Below are 21,692 nucleotides of genomic sequence, written 5' to 3'. Positions count from 1 at the left end.
CGCGCGACAGGGAGGAGCGAGGGAGCTGGCGGATCTGACGCCGCCGCCCCGGAGCGGGGCGGGAAGGCCGGGGACGGCGGCGGGTCCTGGGGGGTTGCGCCACCGGGGTGGCGTGGGTCAGCCCTTGGTGCTGCCCGCGCTGATTCCGGCGATGATGTGCCGCTGGAAGACCAGGAACATCAGGACCATCGGGATGCTCGCGATGACCATGGCCCCGATCAGCACGGTCAGCGGGACGTTCTGCGAGAGCTGCACGAGGGCGACGCTGATCGGCTGCTTCTCGGTGTCGGAGAAGACCATCAGCGGCCAGAGGAAGTCCTGCCACACGGCGACCAGCGCGAAGATCGACACGACGCCGAGCACCGGCCTCGACAGGGGCAGGACGATGGACCAGAGGGTGCGCAGCTTGCCGGCCCCGTCGATCTCGGCGGCTTCCAGGACGTCGCGCGGGATCTGGTCGAAGAACCGTTTGAGCAGATAGAGGTTGAAGGCGTTCGCGACGGCCGGCAGCCAGATGGCCAGCGGGTCGTTCAGCAGGTTGACGTGGATCAGCGGCATGTCGGCGATGGTGAGGTACTTCGGTACGACGAGGGCCTGCACCGGCACCATGAGGGTGGCGAGGATGCCGCCGAGGATCACGTTGCCGAAGGCCGGCTTGAGCTTGGACAGGGCGTAGGCGGCGGCGGTGCAGAAGACGATCTGCAGCACCCAGGCGCCGGTCGCCTGGACGACCGTGTTCCACAGGTGGGTCGGCAGCCGCATCAGATCCCAGGCGTCGGTGTAGCCGCTCACCCGCCACTGCTCGGGGACGAGGGTGGGCGGGGTGCGCACGACTTCCTCGGGCGGTTTCATCGCGCCCGTGACCATCCAGTAGACGGGGAAGAGGAACGCGAACGCGAAGAGCAGGACGACGAGGGTGAACACCGACCAGTACGTGACCTTGCCGCGGCGTCCGGCGAGCGCCAGCGGGGAGATGACGGTGCGTACGGAGCGGGCGGCCGGGGTCTCGCCGGAGCGCTTGGCGCGGACGGCGGGCGGCTTGGCCACCGGGGGCGGAGCTGTCTGGGTCATGGCGGGCGACGCTCCTCTCAGTCGGTGCGGGTGAGTCGCAGATACAGGGCGGAGAACGCGCTGAGCACCAGGAGGAGCATCACGGTGAGGGCGGACGCGCCGCCGAAGTCGTTGTAGAGGAAGGCGTACTTGTAGATGAGGTAGAGCACGGTGACGGTGGAGTTCTCCGGGCCGCCGCCGGTGATGACGAAGGGTTCGGTGAACACCTGCATCGTCGCGATGACCTGAAGGAGCATCAGCATCAGGATGATGAAGCGGGTCTGCGGGATCGTGACGTGCCGGACGCGCTGCCAGACGGACGCGCCGTCGAGCTCGGCCGCCTCGTACAGCTCGCCGGGTATGCCCTGGAGGGCGGCGAGGTAGATGAGGACGGTGCCGCCCATGTTGGCCCAGGTGGCGACGATGACCAGCGAGACGAGCGCGGTGTCGGCGCCGTTGGTCCAGTTCGACGTCGGCAGGTGGAGGAAGCCGAGCACCTCGTTGGCCAGGCCGGCGCCCGGATCGTAGAACCACTTCCACAGCAGGGCGCTGACGACCGGCGGGATCATCACGGGAAGGTAGACGACGACCCGGAAGAACGCCTTGGCGTGCCGGAGTTCGTTGAGGACGAGCGCCATGACGAAGGGAATGGCGAACCCGATGACCAGGGCGAGCACGGTGAAGGTGAGCGTGTTGCGCCAGGCGGCCGTGAACTCCGGGTCCTGGAAGACCCGGGTGAAGTTCGCGGTGCCGACCCACTCGGGGTCGGAGCCGGGGGTGTACTTCTGGAACGCGATGATCACCGACCGGACCGCCGGGTACCACGAGAACAGGATGAAGCAGAGCAGCCCGCCGATCAGGAACCCGTACGCGGTGGCCTGGTCGGCGATCTTCCTGCGCAGCGGTGGCCGGGGCCCGCGGCCCGCCGGGCGCGCGTCCCCTGGGGGAGGCGTCGCACCGGCGGACCGCCCTCTCGCGGGCGCTGCGGGGAGGGAGGTGGTCTTCATGGCGTTCAGCCTCGGGCCAGGATTCCGTCGATCTTGGACTGGGCGTCCTTGAGCAGGGCGTCGATGTCCGCGTCCTTCTTCGTCAGGACGGCCGAGACGGCGCCGTCGAGGACCGCGTAGATCTGCTGGCCGTGCTTGGGCTCCAGCTTCATGTCGAGCTGCTGGCCGCCGTCGATGAAGGCCTGGTAGTTCTCGACCGGCACGTTGGCGGACGCCTTCTTCAGCTCCTGGTCCTTGGCGTCGGTGGCGCCGGTGAACAGCCGCGGCTCGGGCAGGCCGACCGGGGACTTGTCCGAGGCGGCGCGGGCGTAGTTGTTCATGTAGCCCTGGCCGGGGGTGAGGAAGGTCCACTCCAGCCACTTGAGGCCGGCCTTGATCTGCTCGGGGGTGGCCTTCTTGTTGAACATGTAGCCGTCGCCGCCCATGAGGGTGCCCTTGCCGCCGGGCATCGGGGCGAAGGCGAGGTCCTCGTACGTGCCGCCGGCCTCCTTCACGATGCGCGGGACGTTGTCGGGGGCGGCCAGGTACATGCCGAGCTTGCCGGAGCCCATCATCTGGAGGGTGTCGTTGATGATGAGGAGCTGCTTGGCGCCCATGGAGTTGTCGCGCCAGCGCATGTCCTTGAGATTCTGCAGGACGGCCTTGCCCTCGGGGGTGTCGACCGTGGCCTTCTTGCCGTCCTCGCTGACGACCGCGCCGCCCTGGGAGTAGATCGAGGCGGTGAAGTGCCAGCCGCCCTGGTTCTGCGCGCTGTACTCGGCGAAGCCCACGGTCCCGTCGCCGAGCGCGGCGATCTTCTTGGCCGCGGTCTGGACCTCTGCCCAGGTGGTGGGCGGCTTGCTGGGGTCGAGCCCGGCCTTGGTGAAGAGCGGCTTGCTGTAGAGCAGGCCCATGGAGTAGTTGGTGCGCGGGATGCCGTAGATCTTGCCGTCGACGGTGTAGGCGTCGCGCAGGGGCTGGGCTATGTCCTTGTACGCCTTGAGGTCCTTGACGTACTCGGTGATGTCGGCGGCCTGGTTGATGGAGACGACGCGCTCGGTGTCGGTGAAGTACGTGTAGAAGACGTCTTCCATCTGACCACCGGCGAGCTTCGCGTCGAAGGTCTTGGGGTCCTGGCACGGGAAGGCGTCGTGCGCGACGACGTCGATGTCGGGGTTCTGCTTCTCGAACGTCTTGACGTCCTCGTCGAACCGCTTGTGGTCGATCTTCGCACTCGGCTGGGGCCAGCAGTTGACCGTGATGCGCGTCTTGCCGTCCGCCGCGCTGTCGCCCTCGGAGTTGCAGGCGGCCAGGCCGGTGACGGCCAGTGCGGTGGCGATGGCGGCGGTGCAGGTACGACGAAGAACAGAACTTCTCATCGGTGGACCCCTTTAGGGCAGGAGTGCGGGAAGCCGACAGCCCCGAGCTGTGCGGCGACCCACACTCAACCACCGCCGACGAATGTCCGCAAGATGTCGCGCGGGTTTCGTAATTCTTTGACAGCCTCTGCCGGTAGGGTGCTGCGCCGACTGACGGAAACGGTCGGATCGACGGCGGTTCCGGGGCAAGCCGGGGGCGGGCAAGGAGTGAGTTCGCGGTGAGCGCGGAGGTGCCTCTGACGCGGTCACGGGGAGCCGCCCCGGGGGTTCACGGGGCCGGAGACATGCGGGCCCCTATCCGGCGGGCGGCGCTTCACGGTGCCCGCACCGCCCGCAGACGCGGCGCGGGCGGCATGACGAGCGGATTTCCGCCCCTCGGCGGCCGGCTGGGAGCGCTCTCCACACGGGTGCGTGGACCGCTCACCGAAGCACGGCCGCCGGGGCGATCGCAGCGGGTGGCCGGGGGGCCGCGGTGGTGTCGGGCCCGTCGTACGGGCGCCCGGGCTGCCGCGGCCTCACCCACATCCACCGGCGACGGTTCTTCAGCAAACCATCGCGTCGCGAACGCAAGAATATGGCAATAGTTGCAGGACGTTTATCGTCCCGTGATGGACATGGCCGCCCTCGGGCGGCTGCGACCGGAGGTCCGGCGGCTCGCTGCTATCGGGCTGCGGCGGCCGCTCGTACGGTGCCGAAGTCGAGGGCGCGGTCGGCCTCGCGCAGGACTTCCTCGGCCACCCGGCGCACTTCGGCGGGCACGTCGCCCTGCTCCTCGACGAGGCCGGCGTAGATCGGTGCTTCGGTGCTGTCTGCGGAACTCATACGGTGTGCTTCCCCGTCGGTCGGATGCGGAACGCCTCTGCCGGTCAGCGGAGGCGGGGGCGAGTGTACGTGGTGGGCGGCGGCGCTCGCGATTCCGTTCCGGCGCGCGGACCCCGCCGCACCTGCTGGAACACCGGTCCGTAGCGGCCCGGAGGCCGCGGGCGAGATCTCCGTCACGGCCTGCGGGAGTCCGTGCCGAGGTGGTGCACGGGAAAGCCCGCCCGGCCCGCGAGCGCGGTCAGCTCGTCGGCCCGGGCCGCCCGCAGACCGACCACCGGGTAGCAGTCGGATTCGATGTCGAGGACGGCCAGAGCCGCACCGGTCTCGCGGTAGTGGCGGCCGCAGGCTTCCAGGAACTCGTCGGTCGGCAGGGTGGTGGCCGCGTCGGCCTCGAAGAGGGCCCATGGGTCCACGGAGGGCCGCGATTCCAGCTTGCGCAGCTGAGCCCGGATCTCCTGGGGGTCCTCCTTCCAGTCGAACTCCGCGAGCAGGCCGTGTGCGGCGAGCGCGTCGACGAGCGCGATCCAGGCGAGTCCGTCGAACGGCTCGTCGATGCCCCGGTCGTCCAGCCGGTCCGCGAAGGCGCTCACGTAGTCGTGCGGGCTGTCGTGGGCGCGGAGCACCTCCTCGGCGACGCCGGGGTGCGCCGGGGCGAGCAGGGCGGCGACCCCGGCCAGGGAGGCGCGGACCGGGTCGGCGTCGTGCGGGTGGGGCATGGCAGGGGCTCCTCCGCGGCCGGGCGGCCGCCAGGTCGTCAGGTCGAGGTGTGGTCGGGTCGTCGGGTCGGGGTGGCGTCGGTCGTGATGCCGCTCGCCGGAGGGGCTCAGGTGCGGCGGCGGGCCTCGGGCAGCGGGCGGTGGCCCTCGGTCCACTCGTTGACCCAGCCGCAGCCCGAGCAGGCGTACCGCCCGTCGAGGCCCGCGATGAGGGTGCCGCACCGCGCGCAACCGATGAACGTGATCTCCGGGTGCTCCGTGGCCGGCTCTTCCGGTGAGCTCGGCATCGTCACCCCTCCGTTCCCGCCGCGTCGAGCAGGATCCGGGCCAGCTCGCGCGGCTGCGAGAACATCGGCCAGTGGCCAGTGTCCATCGTGACCAGCCGCCAGCGCTCGCTCGTCAGCAGCTCGGCCACCTCGGGGCTCGGCTCGGGCCAGTCGAGCAGGCACTTGACGTACGTCGCGGGCAGCAGCCCCAACGGGCCTGCCAGGACGGCGGCATCGGTGAGCGTGGCGCCGGGGTGGGGTGTCGCGCCGCCGATGAACCGGGCGATCTGCTCGTCCGTGAGGCCCTGGTCCGCGCAGTCGTCGGCGGCCGGCGACGGCCAGAAGCCCTCGTTGGCGGCGATGGCGGCCTCCACACCGGCCCGGCCGTCCGGCCAGCCGGAGACGAACGACTCGCCGTCGACCGGGACGTTGGAGTCGACGAAGACCACGCGGGCGAGCCGGTCACCGATCCGCTCGGCCGCCTGCCCGACCGGGATACCCGCGTAGCTGTGGCCGACGAGCACCACATCGCGCAGGCCGAGGCGCTCGACCTCGTCGACGATGTCCTGGACGTGTGTCTGCAACCCCGCCGCCGTCCCCCGCTTGTCGGCGAGCCCCGACAGCGTCAACGGGTGGACCGCGTGACCGGCCGCGCGCAGGTCGGGCTCCACGTCGCGCCACGCCCACGAACCGAGCCAAGCCCCTGCCACGAGTACGAATTGCGTCATGTCAGCAACGTAGCGCAGGGGTATGACAGCGCCTCGCCGTCGCCGTCCCCCGCCCCGCGGGCCCTCGGTGCCTCGCTGTCTGCTTGTCTGTCCTCGCAGGCCGGGGCTGCGTGGTGGACGGAGTGTTCGCCGCCGTCCGGCCGCCGACCGAAGGAGAGCACCTGTGCGTTCCCCCGCCGCCGACCGGACCGTGGGCGTCCTGCTGCCGCGCGACCTGCCCGCCGACCGCGTCCTGCCGTACGCGCGACGGGCCGAGGAGCTGGGGTTCGACGCCGTCTGGGTGGTCGAGGACCTCGGCTTCCGTGGCGGCATCGCCCAGGCGGCCGCCGTGCTGGCGTCCACCGACCGGATCCGGGTCGGCATCGGACTGCTGCCCGCCGGAGCCCGCAACGTGGCGTTCGCCGCGCTGGAGATCGCGTCGCTGGCGCAGCTCTTCCCCGGCCGGATCGACGTGACCGTGGGGCACGGTATGCCCCATTGGATGCGCAGCGTCGGCCAGTGGCCCCGCAGCCCGCTCACCTTCCTCCGCGAGTACGTCGACGCCCTGAGGGCCCTGCTCCGGGGCGAACTGCTCCAGCTTCGCGGGGAGTACGTGCACCTCGACGGCGTACAGCTCGACCGCAGCGCGCTGCCCGACGTCGTGCCCGACATCCTGGCGGGCGTACGCGGCCCCAAGTCCCTGGCGCTCGCCGGTGAGGTGGCTGACGGGACGGTCCTCGCGGAGCCGGTCGCCCCGGAGTACGCGCGGGCGGCGCTCGGACACATCGCCGCCGAGGGCCCCCACCGGCTCGTCGCGTACAACATCGCGTCCGTCGACGCCGATCCGGCCGCTGCGCTGGCCGCCGCCCGCCCGGGTCTGGAGTGGATCGGCGAGCCCGACTGGCACGCGCACATCGCGCCGCTCCCGTTCGCCGACGAACTGGTCGCGCTGCGGGCCGGGTGCGCGAGCCGCGAGGAGTTCGTGACGCGCATGCCCGACGGCTGGGTCGCCCGGCTCGCCGTGGCCGGGACGCCTGCGGAGGCCCGGGCCCGTCTCGACGGGCTACGGACGGCGGGAGTCACCGACACCGTGCTGGCTCCGGTCGGCCCCGATCCGCTGGGAGCCCTCGATTCACTGGCGGCCGTTCTCGACGTCTGAGCAGCACCACAACTACCGGGGCACCGCCACACCTTTCGATCAATGCCGCTCGCCGATCGAAAGAGATGCATTGTCGGCCGTTTCTGACTGCTTTTCGCTATGAACGGAGGCGGTGGGCCCGGGCGAGGCAGGATGTCCCCGTGATGGGCAACCTTCCCGTCGTGACGACCAGTTTCGTGGGCCGCACCAGCGAACTGGTCAGCATCGAACGGGCACTTCGAGATCATCGGCTGGTCACGCTCACCGGCAGCGGCGGGGTCGGCAAGAGCCGGCTGGCCCTGCGCACCGCCGAGCGTGCCCAGGGCCGGTACACGGACGGCGTCTGGTGGGCCGACCTCTCCCATCTCCACGACGACCAGCTGCTCGCCACGACGGTCTGCGACGGCGTCGGGCTCCTGGACCACAGTCCGCGCCGGCCGGTGGCAGCGCTCGGTGAATGGCTGTCCGGCAAAGAGCTGCTCCTCGTCCTCGACTGCTGCGAGCGGATCGTCGGCCCCTGCGGCCGGCTCGTCACCGAACTGCTCGCCGCGGCCCCGGGGCTGACGGTCCTGGCCACCAGCCGGGAGCCGTTGGGTTCGGCGGGCGAGAGGTGCGTCGAGGTGCCCCCTCTGTCCGCGGGCGACGACGGCGACGAGGCCGCCCGGCTCTTCCGCGAACGCGCGGCCGCCGTCGCTCCCGATGTCTCGCTCGACGATCCCGCGAGCACGGCCGCCGTCGCCGAGATCTGCCGCCGCCTCGACGGCATACCGCTCGCCGTCGAACTGGCCTGTGCCCAGCTCCGCGAGAGCAGCGCGCAGGAGATCACCGGGCGGCTGGCCTCCCGGGCGGAGGACCTCACCGACGACACCGTCTGGCCGCGCCGCCACCGGGCCCTGCGCACCACCATCGGCTGGAGCCACGAGCTCTGCGCCCCGCTGGAGCGGCTGCTGTGGGCACGGCTCTCCGTCTTCCGGGGCGTCATCACGGCGCCGGACGCGGAGGCGGTGTGCGCGGGCGGGCCGCTGGAGGCGGAGGCCGTCGCGCCCGCGCTGGAACGCCTGGCCGACCAGTCCGTGCTCCGGCGGACCGGGGACGGCTACCGGATGCTGGACACGCTGCGCGAGTACGGGGCGATGTGGCTGGCGGAGCTGGCGGAGGACGCGCTCCTCGCCGACCGTCACGCCCGGCACTTCGCCCATGTCGCCGTCCAGGCGTACGCGGGGTGGCTCGGGCCCTCGCAGGTCCTCTGGTACCACCGGATCGCCGACACCCACGCGGACCTGTGCGCGGCCCTGGACCATCTGCTGGCCGAGGACCCGGAGATGGCGATGGAGATGGCCGGGTGCGCCGGTCTCTTCTGGAGCTGCTGCGGCCATCTGCACCAGGCCCGTACGTACCTGGAACGGGTGCTCGCCCTGCCGCTCTCCTCCGGCCCGCACCGCACCCGGGCGCTCTGGGCCCTGGGGATCACGCTGACGCTCCAGGGCGACCACGAGGCGGCCCGCCGCACCGGCGAGGAGTGCGAGCAGGCGGCCCGCCGCGAGGAGGCCCCGGAGTCGGTGCTCCTCGCGGCCCACTCCGTGAGCTTCACGTATCTGATGATGGGCCGGCCGCTCACGGCGTACTCGGTCAGCGACCGCGCGCTGAAGGACCACCCGGGGGACCCGGCCGACACGCCCTCGCAGCTCCGCTGCCGGGTGATACGCCTGTTCGCCCTGTCGGCGCTCGGTCGGCTCGACGAGGCGTACGAGGAGGCCATGCGGCTCCAGCGGATCAGTCTGCGGTTCGGCGAGCACTGGGCACGGGCGTACGCCGATCATCAGCTCGCCCTCATACACCTTCTCCAGGGCCGTCCCCGTCATGCGGAGAGCCACGCTCGCGCGATGCTCGCGAGCAAGCACGAGCTCCACGACAGCCTCGGCATCGCGCTCGGTCTCGATCTGCTCGCAGGAGCCATCGCCGCCCAGGGGAACGGGGTGGCCGCGGCCCGGGCGTCCGGTACGGGGCACGCCTACTGGCGCATGATCGGCCACCCGCACCGGGGCACCCCGGAGCTCGGGGCGATCCGCGAGCAGTGGGAGCTGAGGGCCCGGCAGGCCGCAGGTGACTCGGCGTACGAGCGGGCCTACCGGCGCGCATCGGCCGACGACGCCGAACGCGGCCTGGCCCTCGCGCTGGAGCGCGGGAACCCCGGCTAGGTCCAGTCCGGCCCTTCCCGTCGGACAGTCCGGCAGGATGTGGCCGGTGAATCGGGGAGACACCCCGGGGGAGCGTGGGCTTAGCATCCCGGGTATGACGTCGATCAGCCGACTCCGCCCCGACCATGCCGAGGCTCTGCTCGCCTTCGAGCGGGAGAACCGGACCTACTTCGCCGCGTCCATCACCGACCGGGGCGACGCCTATTTCGCCGAGTTCGCCGAACGCCATCGCGTCCTGCTCGCCGAGCAGGACGCGGGGCTGCACCACCTCCACCTCATCGAGGACGGCGACGGCGGCGTCCTCGGCCGGATCAACCTCGTCGAGGTGCGGGACGGTTCGGCCGAGCTCGGCTACCGGATAGCGGAGAAGGCCGCGGGCCAGGGGCTGGCCACCTGGGCGGTCCAGCAGATCTGTGTGCTGGCGGTCGAGGAGTACGGGCTCACCTCGCTGCGCGCCGAGACGACGCTGGACAACACGGGCTCCCGCGCGGTGCTGGCACGTACGGGGTTCGAGCCGCTGGAGGACGTCATGTTCGGCGACCGCCCCGGGCGGCGGTACGTCCTGGATCTGAGCGGGGGCGCTCCCCCGGCCCACTGACCGCCGCGCCGGAGAGAGCGGCGGCCAGGAGCGGCGGCAGAGCGGGCAGGGCCGGGCACGCGGCCTGACGCCGGGGGTGTGGCGGTGGTCGCCCGGATGGTCCACCTCGGGGGCAAGCACGGTCCGGCCGCCCGATGCTGGGGCTCGCGGGAGCGGACCGTACCGCTCCGCCTTTCGCCCACCGCCTTCAGGAGGCCCCCGTGCCCGCACGTTCCCACTCGGACGCCCCGCTCCCCCGCCCTCGGCCCCGGCGGCGGAGGGCCGTCGTCGCCGCCCTCGCCGCCGCATCGCTCGCCGGGCTGATGAGCGGCCCGGCCCACGCGGGCGGTGACAGAGGCCCGGACGGGGGCGGCGGCCCGCACGGACCGGCCGACCCCGCGTTGCGGCGCGGGCTCCAGGCGCTCGTGGACACCCCGGGCGGGCCGCCCGGCGCCATCGCCGTCCTCACGGCCGACGGCCGGAGCGAGGTGTACCGGGCGGGTACCTCGCAGCTCGGCACCGGGCGCCCGCCCCGGACCACCGACCACATGCGGATCGCCAGCACGGCGAAGGCCTTCAGCGGCTCGGTCGCCCTGCAACTCACCCAGCGGGGCGCGCTCGGTCTCGACGACACCATCGGCCGGCGGCTGCCCAGGCTGCCCGCCGCCTGGCACCGGGTGACACTGCGCCAGCTCCTGAACCACACCAGCGGGCTCCCCGACTACACCGAGGACCCGACGTTCATCGCCGAGCTGACGGCCGATCCCCGCAGGCACTTCGACTCCCGCCGGCTGCTGGACTACGTCGCCGGGGACCCGCTGCGGTTCCGGCCCGGGTCCGCGTACCGCTACTCCAACTCCGACAACATCGCCGTGGCGCTGATGGCCGAGGCGGTGACGGGTCAGCGGTACGAGAAGCTCCTCGCCGAACTCGTCTACCGGCCGCTCGGCCTGCGCGACACCAGCCTCCCGCAGGGCTACCGGCTGCCCACGCCCTATCTGCACGGCTACGCGGTGGACGAGCCGGGCGCGCCGGAGGACGTCAGCACGGTGCTCAGCGCCTCGGGTGTGTGGGCGTCGGGCGGTATCGTCTCCACGCCCCGGGACCTGGGAACCTTCATCCGCGGTTACGCCGGCGGGCTGGGGCTCGGCCCGGCGGTCCGCAAACAGCAGTTGTCGTTCGTGGCGGGCAGCTCCGAACCCGCCGGTCCCGGGCGTAACAAGGCCGGTCTCGCCGTCTTCTCGTACGCGACGCGCTGCGGCACCGTGTACGGCCACACCGGCAACTTCCCCGGCTACACCCAGCTGGCCGCGGCGACCAAGGACGGCAAACGCTCCCTGACCGTCTCCCTCACCTCCCAGGTGAACAGTTCGACGAACCCGCGGCTGCTGGCCACCCTCCGCAAGCTCCAGGAGGACTTCGTCTGCCGGCTGCTCGACCGCCGGAAGCCGGGCGGCGCGTACTAGAACAGGTCATCGTGCCCCGACAGCCCGCCCGGTTCAGCCCTGGAGGGTGGCGAGCCAGTCGGTCATCAGCCGGTTGACGTCGTCGGGGCGCTCCTGCTGGATCCAGTGGCCGCAGCCGTCCAGGAGGTGGGAGGCCGCGAGGCCGGGCAGGGTGGTGGTGTAGGCGTCGATGGCGTCGGACATCCAGGTGGTGGAGGCGTCCAGGGCGCCGCCGATGAACAGGGACGGCTGCTCGACCGGGGCTCCGCGGTACGGGGCGAGGTCTTCCCAGTCCCGGTCCATGCTGCGGTAGCGGTTCAGCGCTCCGGTGATTCCCGTGCGCTCGAACTCCCCGGCGTAGACGTCGAGGTCGTCCTCGCTCAGCCAGGCCGGAAGCGCCCCCGTGGGGAAGCGGTCGCGCAGCCGGCCGCCGCCACGGGCGACGAAGTGCGGGTCGGGATCGTTCGGGGCGGGCATGGTGTCGGCGGACAGGGCGGCGTAGAAGCCCGCGAGCCAGCCCCGGACGTCGGGCTCGATCTCCGCCTCCGCACGGCCGGGCTCCTGGAAGTAGGAGACGTAGAACTCCTGCTCGGGGCCGCCGATCCGGCTGAAGATGTCGGTGGGGCGGGGGCCTCCGGGCGGCGCGTAGGGGACGCTCAGCAGGGCCACCGCGGTGAAGACCTCGGGGTGGAGCAGGGCGGAGGCTGAGGCGATGGTGGAGCCCCAGTCGTGGCCGACGATCACCGCGCTCTCCTCCCCGAGGGCGCGGACGACGGCGACGTTGTCCGCCACGAGGTCCAGCATCCGGTAGGCGTCGGTCTCGGCCGGCTTGGAGGAGCGGCCGTAGCCGCGCACATCGATCGCCACCGCCCGGTAGCCGGCCGCGGCGAGGGCCGGGAGCTGGTGCCGCCAGGAGTACCAGGACTCGGGAAAGCCGTGCACCAGGAGGACCAGCGGGCCGGAGCCCTGCTCGACCAGGTGCAGTCGTCCGGGCGGCGCTTCGACGGTTCGGTGGCGCGGTGCGGCGGAAGATCCGGGCTGCATGGGCGTTTCTCCTCGGCTCGGGGACGGATGCGGGTACGCGGCGATCATGCGGCGCGGTGCCCGTCCGACGCGATCAGAGTTGCCATTCCGGCAAACTCGCACAACAAGGCGGCGCGTACAGGAAGAAGGGGTACGCCGGGTGTCCGGCGTACCCCTTCGCGGGTCGGGTGGTGAGGCGGTCAGTCCTCGTCGGTCTCCTCGCGGACGATGGTGTCGTTCTTGGCGTCCACGTCGAAGGTCGTCTTCTTCCAGTCGGAACCGACCACGTCGACCTGCCAGATGACGCCCTTGCCGTCGTTGTCGTCCAGGCTGACGGAGGTGACCGTCCCCTTCTTCTTCTCGGTGGCGACCTTGGCCGCCTGCTGCGGGGTCTGGGTGGCCTGGGCCAGCCAGTCGGCCGTCTGCTTCTTGTCGTCCGCGTCCTGGTCCGCGTCGACCCGGGCCTCGATCACCTTGCCGTCGACCGCGTTGATCCGGACGGTGTGGATCGTGCCGTCCTTCTCCGCGACCTCCGCGACCCAGACCGGGCCGTCGGCGCCGGGGCTCGCGCTCGGGCTGCCGGTTCCGGTCGGGCTCGGGGAGCCGGTCGGGCTGGGCGATCCCGTGGGGCTGCCCGTCGCGGTGGGGCTGGGGCTCTGGTTGTCGTCGTCGTCCACACCCTCCAGGTCCAGTTCGACGAGCTTGCTTCCGGCTACCTCGCCGGTGGCGGTGGTGGCCGCGTCGTCGAAGGTGACCTTCGTGGCGTCGAGCACCGTCTTGCGTTCCTGCTGGTCCTCGGTGAGCTGGGCGGTGGCCGACGGCGTCGTCGTCTGCTTCTGCGGGACGACCTTGGCCGCCTCGGAGGTGGCCGCGCTGCTCGCGCCGTCCGAGCTCTGACCGCAGCCGGTCATCAGGAGGGCCGTGGCCGCGGCCAGGGAGAGGGCGCCGACCGCCTTGAGAGTGCGGGAACGGGAGGAGGCACTGTTCATTCGTCGAGGCTCAAGTCTCATGCACGCATGCCTAGCCCTCCACGCCTTCTGTCATGTTGTCCTACCGGTCGGAGTCACCCGATCGACCGGGCGGCTCCGCCCGTTGGCCGTCGCTCCCCGGGCGGTCCACGCCGGGGTGCGAAACAATGGCGGCAGGGCCGTATTCTCCGCGCACGGCCGGGAGAACGTCATGAACCAGATGGTGCACACCGAGCGTTACGAGCTGATCTTCCAGATGTCCGGCGCCGCGGACGACGTGGTCTCCGTCCGGCTGACCGACCGGCTGGGGGCCGGCGGGTTCCCGGTGTACGAGGACGAGACGGGGATCGTCCGCGCCGAGATCAGCGACCGGGGCGAGGTCCGCATGCTCGCCAGCGGCGGCCACCAGGTCCCCGGCGCTCCCCTGCTGGCCCGCCCCCTGACCGAGGACGCGCCCGGCACGCGCTGACCGGACCGTCGGGCGGGGCGCACCGGTGACCGGTGCGCCCCGCCCGCGCGTGCGCCCATCCCCCTCGTGTGCCCACGCCCGGCAGGAGCCCGCCGCGTCCGTTCATGCCCATACGTCGCCCGAATGTGTTTACATTCCCGCACCCCAGACGTAACCTGAGCGCGAAACCACAGACTCGGGCATGAAACGGAAACGAAACCACATGTACGCACCGGAGCGTCAGCAGGAGATCCTCCGCCTCGCCCAGGAGAGCGGCCGGGTCGACGTGCTGTCCCTGGCCGAGGAGTTCCAGGTGACGGCCGAGACCGTCCGGCGGGACCTCAAGGCCCTGGACCGGGCGGGGCTGCTGCGCCGGGTGCACGGTGGGGCGATCCCGGTGGGGCGGCTGGACTTCGAGCCGGACCTCGCCGAGCGCGACGCCCTCTCCGCCGACGAGAAGGACCGCATCGCGCAGGCCGCCCTCGCCGAACTGCCCGCCGACGGCAATGTGATCGTCGACGCCGGGACCACCACCGCGCGGCTCGCCGCCGCCGTACCCGTCGACGCGGCGCTGACCGTCGTGACGCACGCGCTGCCGGTGGCCGCCCGGCTCGCCGACCACCCGGGCATCGCACTGCATCTGGTGGGCGGCCGGGTCCGGCACCGTACGCGCGCGGCGGTCGACGCCTGGGCGCTGGGTTCGTACGCCGAGATCAACGCCGACGTGGTCTTCCTCGCCACCAACGGCTTCTGTCCCGACCGCGGTCTGACCACGCCCGACCTCGCCGAGGCCGCGGTGAAGCGGGCCGTGATCAAGGCGGCCCGCAGGGTCGTCCTGCTCGCCGACTCCGGCAAGTTCGGGCAGGAGCACTTCGCCCGCTTCGGCGACCTCACCGATGTGGACCTGCTCATCACCGACACGGGCCTCAGCCCCGACGACGCCCGCTCCATCGAGAGCCGGGGCACGGAAGTAGTACGCGCATGATCCTCACCGTCACCCCCAACCCCAGCCTGGACCGGACCTACGAGCTGCCCGGCCTCACGCGCGGCACCGTCCTGCGCGCCACGGCGGACCGCGTCGACCCGGGCGGCAAGGGCGTCAACGTCTCCCGCGCGGTCGCGGCGGCCGGGCACCGCACCGTCGCCGTCGCCCCGATGGGCGGTCCGGAGGGCGCCCTGCTCACCCGGCTCCTCGGCGACCTGGGCATCGAGGCGGCCGGGGTGCCGATCGGCGGGAACACCCGGATCAACGTCACCCTCGTCGAACCCGACGGCACCCTCACCAAGGTCAACGCGGCGGGCCCCGAACTGAGTCCGGCCGAGGCGGAGGACGTCCTCGAAGCGGTACGGGTCCGCTCCGCCGCCGCCGACTGGATCGCCTGCTGCGGGAGCCTGCCGCGCGGACTGCCGCCGCGGTGGTACGCGGACCTGGTCGAGCGGAGTCACCGTGCCGGTGCCCGGATCGCGCTGGACACCTCGGGTGCGGCCCTCACCGCCGCGCTCGCCGAGGAGCCCGACGTGATCAAGCCCAACGCCCAGGAGCTGGCCGAGGCCGTGGGCCGCCCGCTGGCCACGGTGGGCGACGCGCTCAAGGCCGCCGAGGAGCTGCGCGAGCGCGGCGCCCGGTCGGTGCTGGCGAGCCTGGGAGCGGACGGACAGCTGCTGGTCGAGGCGTCGGGCGCCTACTTCGCGACCGCCCCGGTGGCCGCCGTACGCAGCAATGTCGGCGCCGGGGACGCCTCGCTGGCCGGCTTCCTCGCGGCGGGCGGGCGGGGCCCGGAAGCGCTCGCCTCGGCCGTCGCCCACGGGGCCGCGGCCGTGCAGCTGGCCGGAAGCCTCATGCCCACCCCGGCCGACCTCGATCTGCCGTCGGTCGTGACGACCTCCGACGTACCGCTGCACCGCGCACTGAGCGAGCCGGCCCCATGACCCCCACACCGCCCACGCCCCCACGGCCCCCGCACCTCCCGTACGGTCCCCACCCGTACGCGAGCTCCGCCCCGTCCCCCCGAGCCGCCGCCCCGGCGGTCCCCGAGCAAGGAGCACCGCGATGAGTGAGCTGATCACCGCGGAACTGGTCGACCTCGATCTGTCCGCCACAACGAAGGACGCCGCGGCGAGGTCGCTCGCCGAGCGGATGGTGGCCGCGCACCGCGTCACCGATCTCGACGGCTTCCTGGCCGACGTCGCCGCACGTGAGGCACAGATGCCGACCGGCCTCGACGGCGGCATCGGCATCCCGCACTGCCGCAGCGAGCATGTGAACGCCCCGACGCTGGCCTTCGGGCGCAGCGCGGCGGGCATCGATTTCGGAGCGGCCGACGGTCCCGCCGACCTGATCTTCCTCATCGCCGCCCCGGCCGGGGCCGACGACGATCACCTCACCATCCTGTCGGGGCTGGCCCGCCGGCTGATGGATCCGGAGTTCACCGCAGCGCTGCGCGCCGGAACGGACCCGGCGGCGGTGGCCGCGCTGATCCGGGGCGAGGAGCCGGCGGAGGAGCACGCCCCCGAGGAGGAGCGGGCAGAGGACACGGAGTCCGAGACCGCCGAAGCGACCGGGAGCGCACCGTTCCGGATCGTCGCCGTCACCTCCTGCCCCACCGGCATCGCCCACACCTACATGGCCGCCGAGTCCCTGGCCGCGGCGGGCCGCGCCGAGGGCGTCGAGGTGACGGTGGAGACCCAGGGCTCGGCCGGCTTCAAGAAGCTGGACGCCGGCGTCATCGCGGCGGCGGACGCCGTGATCTGGGCGCATGACGTGGAGGTCCGGGAGAAGGCCCGCTTCCGGGGCAAGCCCCTGGTCGACGTCGGGGTGAAGGCGGGCATCAACCGGCCCGCCGAACTGATCGCCGAGGCCCGCCGCAAGGCGGAACGCGGAGAGGTCGCCGCCGTGTCCGAGGCCGACGACGACAGGGGCTCCGGCGACGGTGACGGATCCGGCGCGGATCACGCGCACTTCGGCGTCCGGCTCCGTACGTATCTGATGTCCGGCGTGAGCTACATGGTTCCGTTCGTCGCGGCGGGCGGTCTGCTGATCGCCCTGTCGTTCGCCATCGGCGGCTACGAGATAGCGAGCGCCAAGTCGGTGGCCGACCACTTCGTGTGGGGCGAGGCGGACAGCTGGGCGGCGCTGCTCAACCAGATCGGTTCGGCGGCCTTCGCGTTCCTGGTGCCGGTGCTGGCCGGGTACATCGCGTACGGGATGGCGGACCGGCCCGCGCTGGTGCCGGGCTTCGTCGGCGGGTCCATCGCGCTGACGGTGAACGCCGGGTTCCTCGGCGGTCTGGTCGCCGGTCTGCTGGCCGGTGCGGTGGTGATGGCGATCCAGCGGGTGCCGGTCCATGCGACCTTGCGCGGCATCATGCCGGTGCTGGTGATCCCGTTGATCGCGTCGGCGGTCGTGGGCTTCCTGATGTTCATCGTGGTCGGCAAGCCGATCGCCTCGCTGCAGAACGCGCTGACGGACTGGCTGAACGGCCTGTCGGGCTCCAACGCGGTGATTCTCGGCGTCGTCCTCGGCCTGATGATGTGCTTCGACATGGGCGGCCCGCTGAACAAGGTGGCGTACGCCTTCGCGGTCGGCGGTCTCGCCGATCCGACCGACGGCAGCCTGAAGGTGATGGCCGCCGTCATGGCGGCCGGGATGGTCCCGCCGCTGGCGATGGCGCTCGCCACCACCGTACGCAAGAAGCTGTTCACGAAGACCGAGCGGGAGAACGGCCGGGCGGCCTGGGTGCTGGGGGCCTCGTTCATCACCGAGGGCGCGATCCCGTTCGCCGCCGCCGATCCGCTGCGGGTCATCCCGTCCGTGATGGCGGGCGGCGCGGTCACCGGCGCGCTGTCGATGGCCTTCGGCGCGACGCTGCGCGCTCCGCACGGCGGCGTCTTCGTCGTCCCGCTGATCGGCGAGCCGTTCCTCTACCTGCTCGCCATCGCCGCCGGAACGCTGGTGGCGACCGCGCTCGTCGTCCTGCTCAAGGGCGCACGCCGGGCGGCACCGGACGCGGCCGGGGAGGCAGGGGCCACGGGCTCCGACGACTCCCGGGTCACGGTCGCCGCCTGAGCACCTCACCACCCCCGCACGACACCACCATCCCTCTCACCCAGGAGTGATCCATGCACCAGCAGACCGTCGTCATAGGCTCCCGCAGCGGGCTGCACGCCCGTCCGGCATCGCTGTTCGTCAAGGCCGCCGCCCGTCAGCCGGTCAAGGTGACCATCGCCCGTGAGGGCCGCGACCCGGTCGACGCCCGCAGCATGCTCGCGGTCCTGGCCCTGGCGGCGCCGTACGGGGAGGCCGTGGTCCTCAGCGCCGAGGGCGACGGCGGGCAGGCGGCGGTCGAGGAGCTCGCGGAGCTGCTGGCGCGGGATCTCGATACCGCCGCCTGACCGGCAGAAGGCCCTCTAGGTTGGGGGACGTGACCGAACACTGGAACGCCGCCGACCCCGCCGTCCTCGCCCTGCCGTCGGGGCGGCTGGTCCGGGGGCGGGGTCTGCGCAAGCCGCTCCCTCCGGGCCCCGAACCGGACTTCGCCGTATACCTGCTGGGCCGCACCCCGCCCCCGGTCCGCTGGGAGTCCCGCTGGCTGCGGTGGCCGGACTTCCGGCTCCCGGCGGACCGGGAGGAGGCGCGGGTCCTGCTCCGGGAGGTGTGGGAGCGGGCGGCCGACGAGCGGGTCGAGGTGGCCTGCGGCGGCGGGATGGGCCGGACCGGGACGGCGCTGGCCGCCCTGGCCGTCCTGGACGGGGTGCCCCCCGAGGAAGCGGTGGCGTTCGTCCGCGCCGGCTACCACCCGCGGGCGGTGGAGACGCCCTGGCAGCGCCGGTACGTACGGAACTTCGCGCCGCGCTGAGTATCAGGGCTTGTCGGGCACGTTCTTGAAGGTCTCGGGCACCGGCAGGGTGGCCCAGCGGCCGATCGGCCAGGCGACGACGACGGCCCGGCCGACGACCTCGTCGACCGGGACCATCCCCTCGTTGGGATCGTCCTGGTGGTAGCGGGAGTCGGCGGATTCCTGGCGGTGGTCCCCCATGACCCAGACCTTGCCGTCGGGCACGGTGACCTTGAACTGGCCACCTTCCTCGTCGTTGCTGCAGGGCGTGTTGCCGGGGAAGACATACGGCTCGTCCAGGGCGGTGCCGTTGACCTTCACCGGCCCGTCGCCCGCGCACTCCACGGTGTCGCCGCCGACGCCGATGACCCGCTTGATGAGGTCCTTCTCCTCGGCGGAGGGCATCACACCGATGAAGCTCAGCACCTTCTGCACGGTGTTGGGCTCGTCCACGGGCATGCCCGCGAGCCAGTCGGCCGGGTCGTGGAAGACGATCACCTCGCCGCGTTCCGGCTCCGAGCCGAACCAGGGGGTCAGCTTGTCGACCAGGACCCGGTCGCCCCGCTGGAGGGTGTTCTGCATCGAGTCCGAGGGGATGGAGAAGGCCTGCACCAGGAACGTCTTGATGAGCAGGGCCAGCACCAGGGCCATCACGATCAGGAGCGGCAGCTCCACCCAGAACGGCCGCTTCTTCCGTGTCCTCGAACGCCGCGCTCCCGCACGCCCCATGCCACCGCTCCTCGCCCCGTGAGCCGCCTGCGCCCGTCCCTCGGGGGACGGGTCCGGTGATCCACTCTATGGGGCGTGGAGCGCGACGACGGTCGCTATGCGGGTTCCGCGCCGACCGGCGGGACTCTCGCGCCCTCTCCGGCGCGCACGGCTTCGACGACGCTCTGGTGGAAGGTGCGGCTCTCCTCCTCGGAGGGGCAGGGCACGGGGCTGCCCACGAGGGTGAACCAGTCGGAGGAACCGCTGTACTGCACGGCCACCGACGCCTGTCCGTCGAACCATGTCGTATGCACGGTGAGGTCGCCGCTGAGGATGCCCGCTTCTTCGGTGCGCACTCCGCCGGTGCCCGTGTAGACCCCGCTGGTCGTCCAGGATGCCCAGCTCATGATGGTCACCTTTCGGACGATGACACTGCTTGTCCGGCCGATTTCCTTCGAGTATGGCACCGCCGGTGGAACAGTGCACGGGTCCGTGCGCGCCGGCCCACGGGCCCCGGTCTCAGGCCCTCCGAAGCACTCCGCGGACGAACGCGGCCTGGCCCGCGTGCTGGAGATCCTCGGCGACGACGCTGATCAGCCGGACACCCAGAGTCACCGGGGGCGACCAGCCCTCGTCGACGATCCGGTCGAGGGCATGGCCCTCCAGTCCCGCGACGAAGTCGAGCGTCCGCTCCTGTACGGCGTCGAAATAGCCGAGGAGGGGTTCGGCGGAGTCCACGCGGGCGGCGGCGACCTCGTCACTGCTGTGCCCGTACCCGGTGTCCGTCGCGTCGAAAGGGAGCGCGAAACGGTCGGCCCAGCCTTCGGTGAGCCAGATCTGTGCCGTGCCGGAGGCGTCGGCGATGTGGTCGTCCTGGATGCGGGTGAGATGCCAGACGAGCCAGGTGATGGAATTGGCCCCCTCGTCGAGCCGGGCGTTGAGGTCGTCGGGCGGCAGCCCCTCAACCGCCGCGTGGACGGCCTCCCCGACCCGGTCGAACGCTTCGGCCAGCATGCCTGCGGTGTTCATCCGCCCACTGTCGCTCACCGGGCGTCGGGGGCCCGGGGTGCGACACACCGCCGTACGATCGGCTCATGGTGCAGAGCAGCGCGCAGGATGTCGATCAGTATCTCGCCGAGGCCCCGGAGGCCCGCCGGGAGGCCCTCACGAGGCTGCGCGCTTTGTGCCGCCAGGAGCTGACGGGGTTCCGCGAGGTCATGGCGTACGGCATGCCCGCCTACGAGCGGGAGGGGAAGGGCGAGATCGCCTTCGCCGACCAGAAGCAGTACATCTCGTTCTATCTGCTCCGCACGGATGTCCGCGACGCGTTCGCGGACCGGCTGGCCTCGCACGACATGGGCAAGGGCTGTCTGCGGTTCCGTCAGCCGCAGAAGATCGACTTCGGGCTTGTCCGTGACCTTCTGCGGGCGACGGCGGCGACCCCCGGCACGCCCTGCTGACGGGCGCGGGGAGGGTTCAGACGAGCAGGCTCAGCAGGTGGGAGCAGGCGGTGGCCTCGTCCGGGTGGCGGGCGATGACCTCGTACGTTCCGCGCTCGTACGCCCCGGTCTCCCAGCCGCCGTCCCCGCTCCGCCGGACGAAGAGGAAGTCGGGTGGGGTGGGGACGGGCTCGTGGACGTCCTCGATGCGGTAGTAGCCGCCGGGGATCCGTGCTTCGACGAGTGCGGCGTGCAGGGCCCGGCGGTCCATACCGGGTTACGCGCCCGCGGGCGTCAGGTAGGCGTTGTCCAGCAGCCACTTCACATTGAGCCGCTGTCCCTGGCCCGGGTCGAGGAACACGGCGTCGAGCTTGATCTGCTGCCCGCCGCCGGGCTGCTCGAACCAGGGGGCGATGGAGCCCTGCCAGACCCAGAAGGGCTTGGCGACCTTGTACACGCGGTAGTCGCACGGGGTGTCCGCGTCACGGGTGTTGAGGTTCTGCGGGGGCAGGGCGCGCTCGGCGTAGGCGTCTCCGGCGGGGGCCAGGTAGCCGCCGTACTCCGAGCCGAAGCGGTCCAGGCGCTGGCCGGTGCGCAGCTTGACGGGCTCCTTGTCGATCTCGCCGTTCACCTCGGCGAAGCCGTCGTTGGGCGGGTACTTCCAGCTGCCGGTGTCCGCGGGCCCTTCCCAGTACTTCTTCAGGAAGTCCTTCGGGGTGAGGTCTCCGGTGCGCTGGTAGCCGTTCAGGAGCGGGCCGACCGGGGCGAGCCGCTTGTTCGGCAGCCACTTGGGTCCGAGGCGGGCGTCGCCGCGGAACTCTCCGGTGCACGGTTCGTGGCGTTCTGCGGCGGGAGCGGGCTTCTCGGGCCCCGGTGCGGCGCTCGCCGCCGGGGCGGTGATCAGTCCGGCGGTGATGCCGAGCGCGGCGAGTGCGGTACGCATACGGTTCATTCAGGAGTCCCCTTGAGCACTGATGATCCATCAGG

Annotated in this window: 25 protein-coding genes; 11 read left to right on the top strand and 14 right to left on the bottom strand. The window is 72.0% G+C overall.

Annotation, left to right across the window (positions count from 1 at the left end):
- Window positions 1–117: 117 nt before the first annotated feature.
- The 7 genes from IE134_RS30105 to IE134_RS30075 form a co-directional block, all read right to left on the bottom strand.
- Window positions 118–1,071, bottom strand: coding sequence for a carbohydrate ABC transporter permease (locus IE134_RS30105; protein WP_030719648.1), 954 nt, complete (start codon window positions 1,069–1,071; stop codon window positions 118–120).
- Between the two features lie 17 nt (window positions 1,072–1,088).
- Complete coding sequence (locus IE134_RS30100; protein WP_189432264.1) at window positions 1,089–2,057, bottom strand: carbohydrate ABC transporter permease; 969 nt, start codon at window positions 2,055–2,057, stop codon at window positions 1,089–1,091.
- A gap of 5 nt (window positions 2,058–2,062) precedes the next feature.
- Entirely contained in the window at window positions 2,063–3,415 is a 1,353-nt protein-coding gene (locus tag IE134_RS30095) for an ABC transporter substrate-binding protein (RefSeq protein ID WP_098017832.1), read from the bottom strand.
- A gap of 660 nt (window positions 3,416–4,075) precedes the next feature.
- Window positions 4,076–4,237, bottom strand: coding sequence for a hypothetical protein (locus IE134_RS30090; RefSeq protein ID WP_010060665.1), 162 nt, complete (start codon window positions 4,235–4,237; stop codon window positions 4,076–4,078).
- A gap of 173 nt (window positions 4,238–4,410) precedes the next feature.
- Window positions 4,411–4,953, bottom strand: coding sequence for a DUF6630 family protein (locus IE134_RS30085; RefSeq protein ID WP_030719640.1), 543 nt, complete (start codon window positions 4,951–4,953; stop codon window positions 4,411–4,413).
- Window positions 4,954–5,060: 107 nt separating this feature from the next.
- A complete protein-coding gene (locus IE134_RS30080; RefSeq protein WP_030719637.1) occupies window positions 5,061–5,240 on the bottom strand; it encodes a hypothetical protein in 180 nt (59 codons plus the stop codon).
- Window positions 5,241–5,242: 2 nt separating this feature from the next.
- A complete protein-coding gene (locus IE134_RS30075) occupies window positions 5,243–5,947 on the bottom strand; it encodes an alpha/beta fold hydrolase (RefSeq protein ID WP_030719634.1) in 705 nt (234 codons plus the stop codon).
- Window positions 5,948–6,110: 163 nt separating this feature from the next.
- Here IE134_RS30075 and IE134_RS30070 point away from each other — a divergent pair, with 163 nt between their 5' ends.
- From IE134_RS30070 to IE134_RS30055, 4 genes are all read left to right on the top strand, one after another.
- Window positions 6,111–7,085 (top strand): LLM class flavin-dependent oxidoreductase, encoded by a 975-nt coding sequence (locus tag IE134_RS30070; protein WP_030719631.1) that lies wholly within the window; start codon window positions 6,111–6,113, stop codon window positions 7,083–7,085.
- Window positions 7,086–7,228: 143 nt separating this feature from the next.
- The gene (locus tag IE134_RS30065) at window positions 7,229–9,262 is read left to right on the top strand and encodes an ATP-binding protein (protein WP_189432262.1); all 2,034 of its coding nucleotides are present in this window, start codon (window positions 7,229–7,231) and stop codon (window positions 9,260–9,262) included.
- 94 nt (window positions 9,263–9,356) lie between these two features.
- Window positions 9,357–9,860, top strand: coding sequence for a GNAT family N-acetyltransferase (locus IE134_RS30060; protein WP_098017830.1), 504 nt, complete (start codon window positions 9,357–9,359; stop codon window positions 9,858–9,860).
- 134 nt (window positions 9,861–9,994) lie between these two features.
- Complete coding sequence (locus tag IE134_RS30055; protein WP_189432259.1) at window positions 9,995–11,305, top strand: serine hydrolase domain-containing protein; 1,311 nt, start codon at window positions 9,995–9,997, stop codon at window positions 11,303–11,305.
- Between the two features lie 33 nt (window positions 11,306–11,338).
- Here IE134_RS30055 and IE134_RS30050 read toward each other — a convergent pair whose 3' ends face one another.
- Both IE134_RS30050 and IE134_RS30045 read right to left on the bottom strand, forming a co-directional pair.
- On the bottom strand, window positions 11,339–12,328 hold the full coding sequence (locus IE134_RS30050) for an alpha/beta fold hydrolase (RefSeq protein WP_030719622.1): 990 nt from the start codon (window positions 12,326–12,328) through the stop codon (window positions 11,339–11,341).
- 179 nt (window positions 12,329–12,507) lie between these two features.
- The gene (locus IE134_RS30045) at window positions 12,508–13,296 is read right to left on the bottom strand and encodes a PepSY domain-containing protein (RefSeq protein WP_030719620.1); all 789 of its coding nucleotides are present in this window, start codon (window positions 13,294–13,296) and stop codon (window positions 12,508–12,510) included.
- A gap of 199 nt (window positions 13,297–13,495) precedes the next feature.
- Between IE134_RS30045 and IE134_RS30040 the strand changes: the two genes are divergently transcribed.
- The 6 genes from IE134_RS30040 (at window position 13,496) to IE134_RS30015 (ending at window position 18,579) form a co-directional block, all read left to right on the top strand.
- Complete coding sequence (locus IE134_RS30040) at window positions 13,496–13,744, top strand: DUF6296 family protein (RefSeq protein WP_030719618.1); 249 nt, start codon at window positions 13,496–13,498, stop codon at window positions 13,742–13,744.
- A gap of 202 nt (window positions 13,745–13,946) precedes the next feature.
- Window positions 13,947–14,708 (top strand): DeoR/GlpR family DNA-binding transcription regulator, encoded by a 762-nt coding sequence (locus tag IE134_RS30035; protein ID WP_030719616.1) that lies wholly within the window; start codon window positions 13,947–13,949, stop codon window positions 14,706–14,708.
- A complete protein-coding gene (pfkB, locus tag IE134_RS30030; RefSeq protein WP_030719614.1) occupies window positions 14,705–15,652 on the top strand; it encodes a 1-phosphofructokinase in 948 nt (315 codons plus the stop codon). Before IE134_RS30035 ends, pfkB begins: the two co-directional genes overlap by 4 nt.
- 121 nt (window positions 15,653–15,773) lie before the next feature.
- Window positions 15,774–17,789, top strand: coding sequence for a PTS fructose transporter subunit IIABC (locus IE134_RS30025; RefSeq protein ID WP_030719612.1), 2,016 nt, complete (start codon window positions 15,774–15,776; stop codon window positions 17,787–17,789).
- A 53-nt stretch (window positions 17,790–17,842) separates the two neighbouring features.
- A complete protein-coding gene (locus tag IE134_RS30020; RefSeq protein WP_030719610.1) occupies window positions 17,843–18,115 on the top strand; it encodes an HPr family phosphocarrier protein in 273 nt (90 codons plus the stop codon).
- A gap of 29 nt (window positions 18,116–18,144) precedes the next feature.
- Entirely contained in the window at window positions 18,145–18,579 is a 435-nt protein-coding gene (locus IE134_RS30015) for a protein-tyrosine phosphatase family protein (protein WP_030719608.1), read from the top strand.
- A gap of 3 nt (window positions 18,580–18,582) precedes the next feature.
- Here IE134_RS30015 and lepB read toward each other — a convergent pair whose 3' ends face one another.
- The 3 genes from lepB to IE134_RS30000 all read right to left on the bottom strand — a co-directional run bounded on the left by lepB (window position 18,583) and on the right by IE134_RS30000 (window position 20,295).
- Complete coding sequence (gene lepB, locus IE134_RS30010; RefSeq protein WP_030719605.1) at window positions 18,583–19,287, bottom strand: signal peptidase I; 705 nt, start codon at window positions 19,285–19,287, stop codon at window positions 18,583–18,585.
- 95 nt (window positions 19,288–19,382) lie between these two features.
- On the bottom strand, window positions 19,383–19,673 hold the full coding sequence (locus IE134_RS30005) for a hypothetical protein (RefSeq protein WP_030719604.1): 291 nt from the start codon (window positions 19,671–19,673) through the stop codon (window positions 19,383–19,385).
- Between the two features lie 112 nt (window positions 19,674–19,785).
- Window positions 19,786–20,295: a mycothiol transferase gene (locus tag IE134_RS30000; RefSeq protein ID WP_030719601.1), complete on the bottom strand. Its 510-nt coding sequence runs from the start codon at window positions 20,293–20,295 to the stop codon at window positions 19,786–19,788.
- Between the two features lie 65 nt (window positions 20,296–20,360).
- Here IE134_RS30000 and IE134_RS29995 point away from each other — a divergent pair, with 65 nt between their 5' ends.
- The gene (locus tag IE134_RS29995; protein WP_030719599.1) at window positions 20,361–20,726 is read left to right on the top strand and encodes an iron chaperone; all 366 of its coding nucleotides are present in this window, start codon (window positions 20,361–20,363) and stop codon (window positions 20,724–20,726) included.
- Between the two features lie 16 nt (window positions 20,727–20,742).
- Here IE134_RS29995 and IE134_RS29990 read toward each other — a convergent pair whose 3' ends face one another.
- Together IE134_RS29990 and IE134_RS29985 are read right to left on the bottom strand one after the other, a co-directional pair.
- Window positions 20,743–20,976 (bottom strand): hypothetical protein, encoded by a 234-nt coding sequence (locus IE134_RS29990; protein WP_030719597.1) that lies wholly within the window; start codon window positions 20,974–20,976, stop codon window positions 20,743–20,745.
- Window positions 20,977–20,982: 6 nt separating this feature from the next.
- On the bottom strand, window positions 20,983–21,657 hold the full coding sequence (locus IE134_RS29985) for a TNT domain-containing protein (RefSeq protein WP_098017814.1): 675 nt from the start codon (window positions 21,655–21,657) through the stop codon (window positions 20,983–20,985).
- Window positions 21,658–21,692 lie beyond the last annotated feature (35 nt).

This window comes from Streptomyces rubiginosohelvolus (genome assembly GCF_014649875.1).
GTDB lineage: Bacteria > Actinomycetota > Actinomycetes > Streptomycetales > Streptomycetaceae > Streptomyces > Streptomyces rubiginosohelvolus.
The sequence above is the reverse complement of the archived record's forward strand: the minus strand, read 5'-3'. Positions and strand labels throughout refer to the sequence as shown.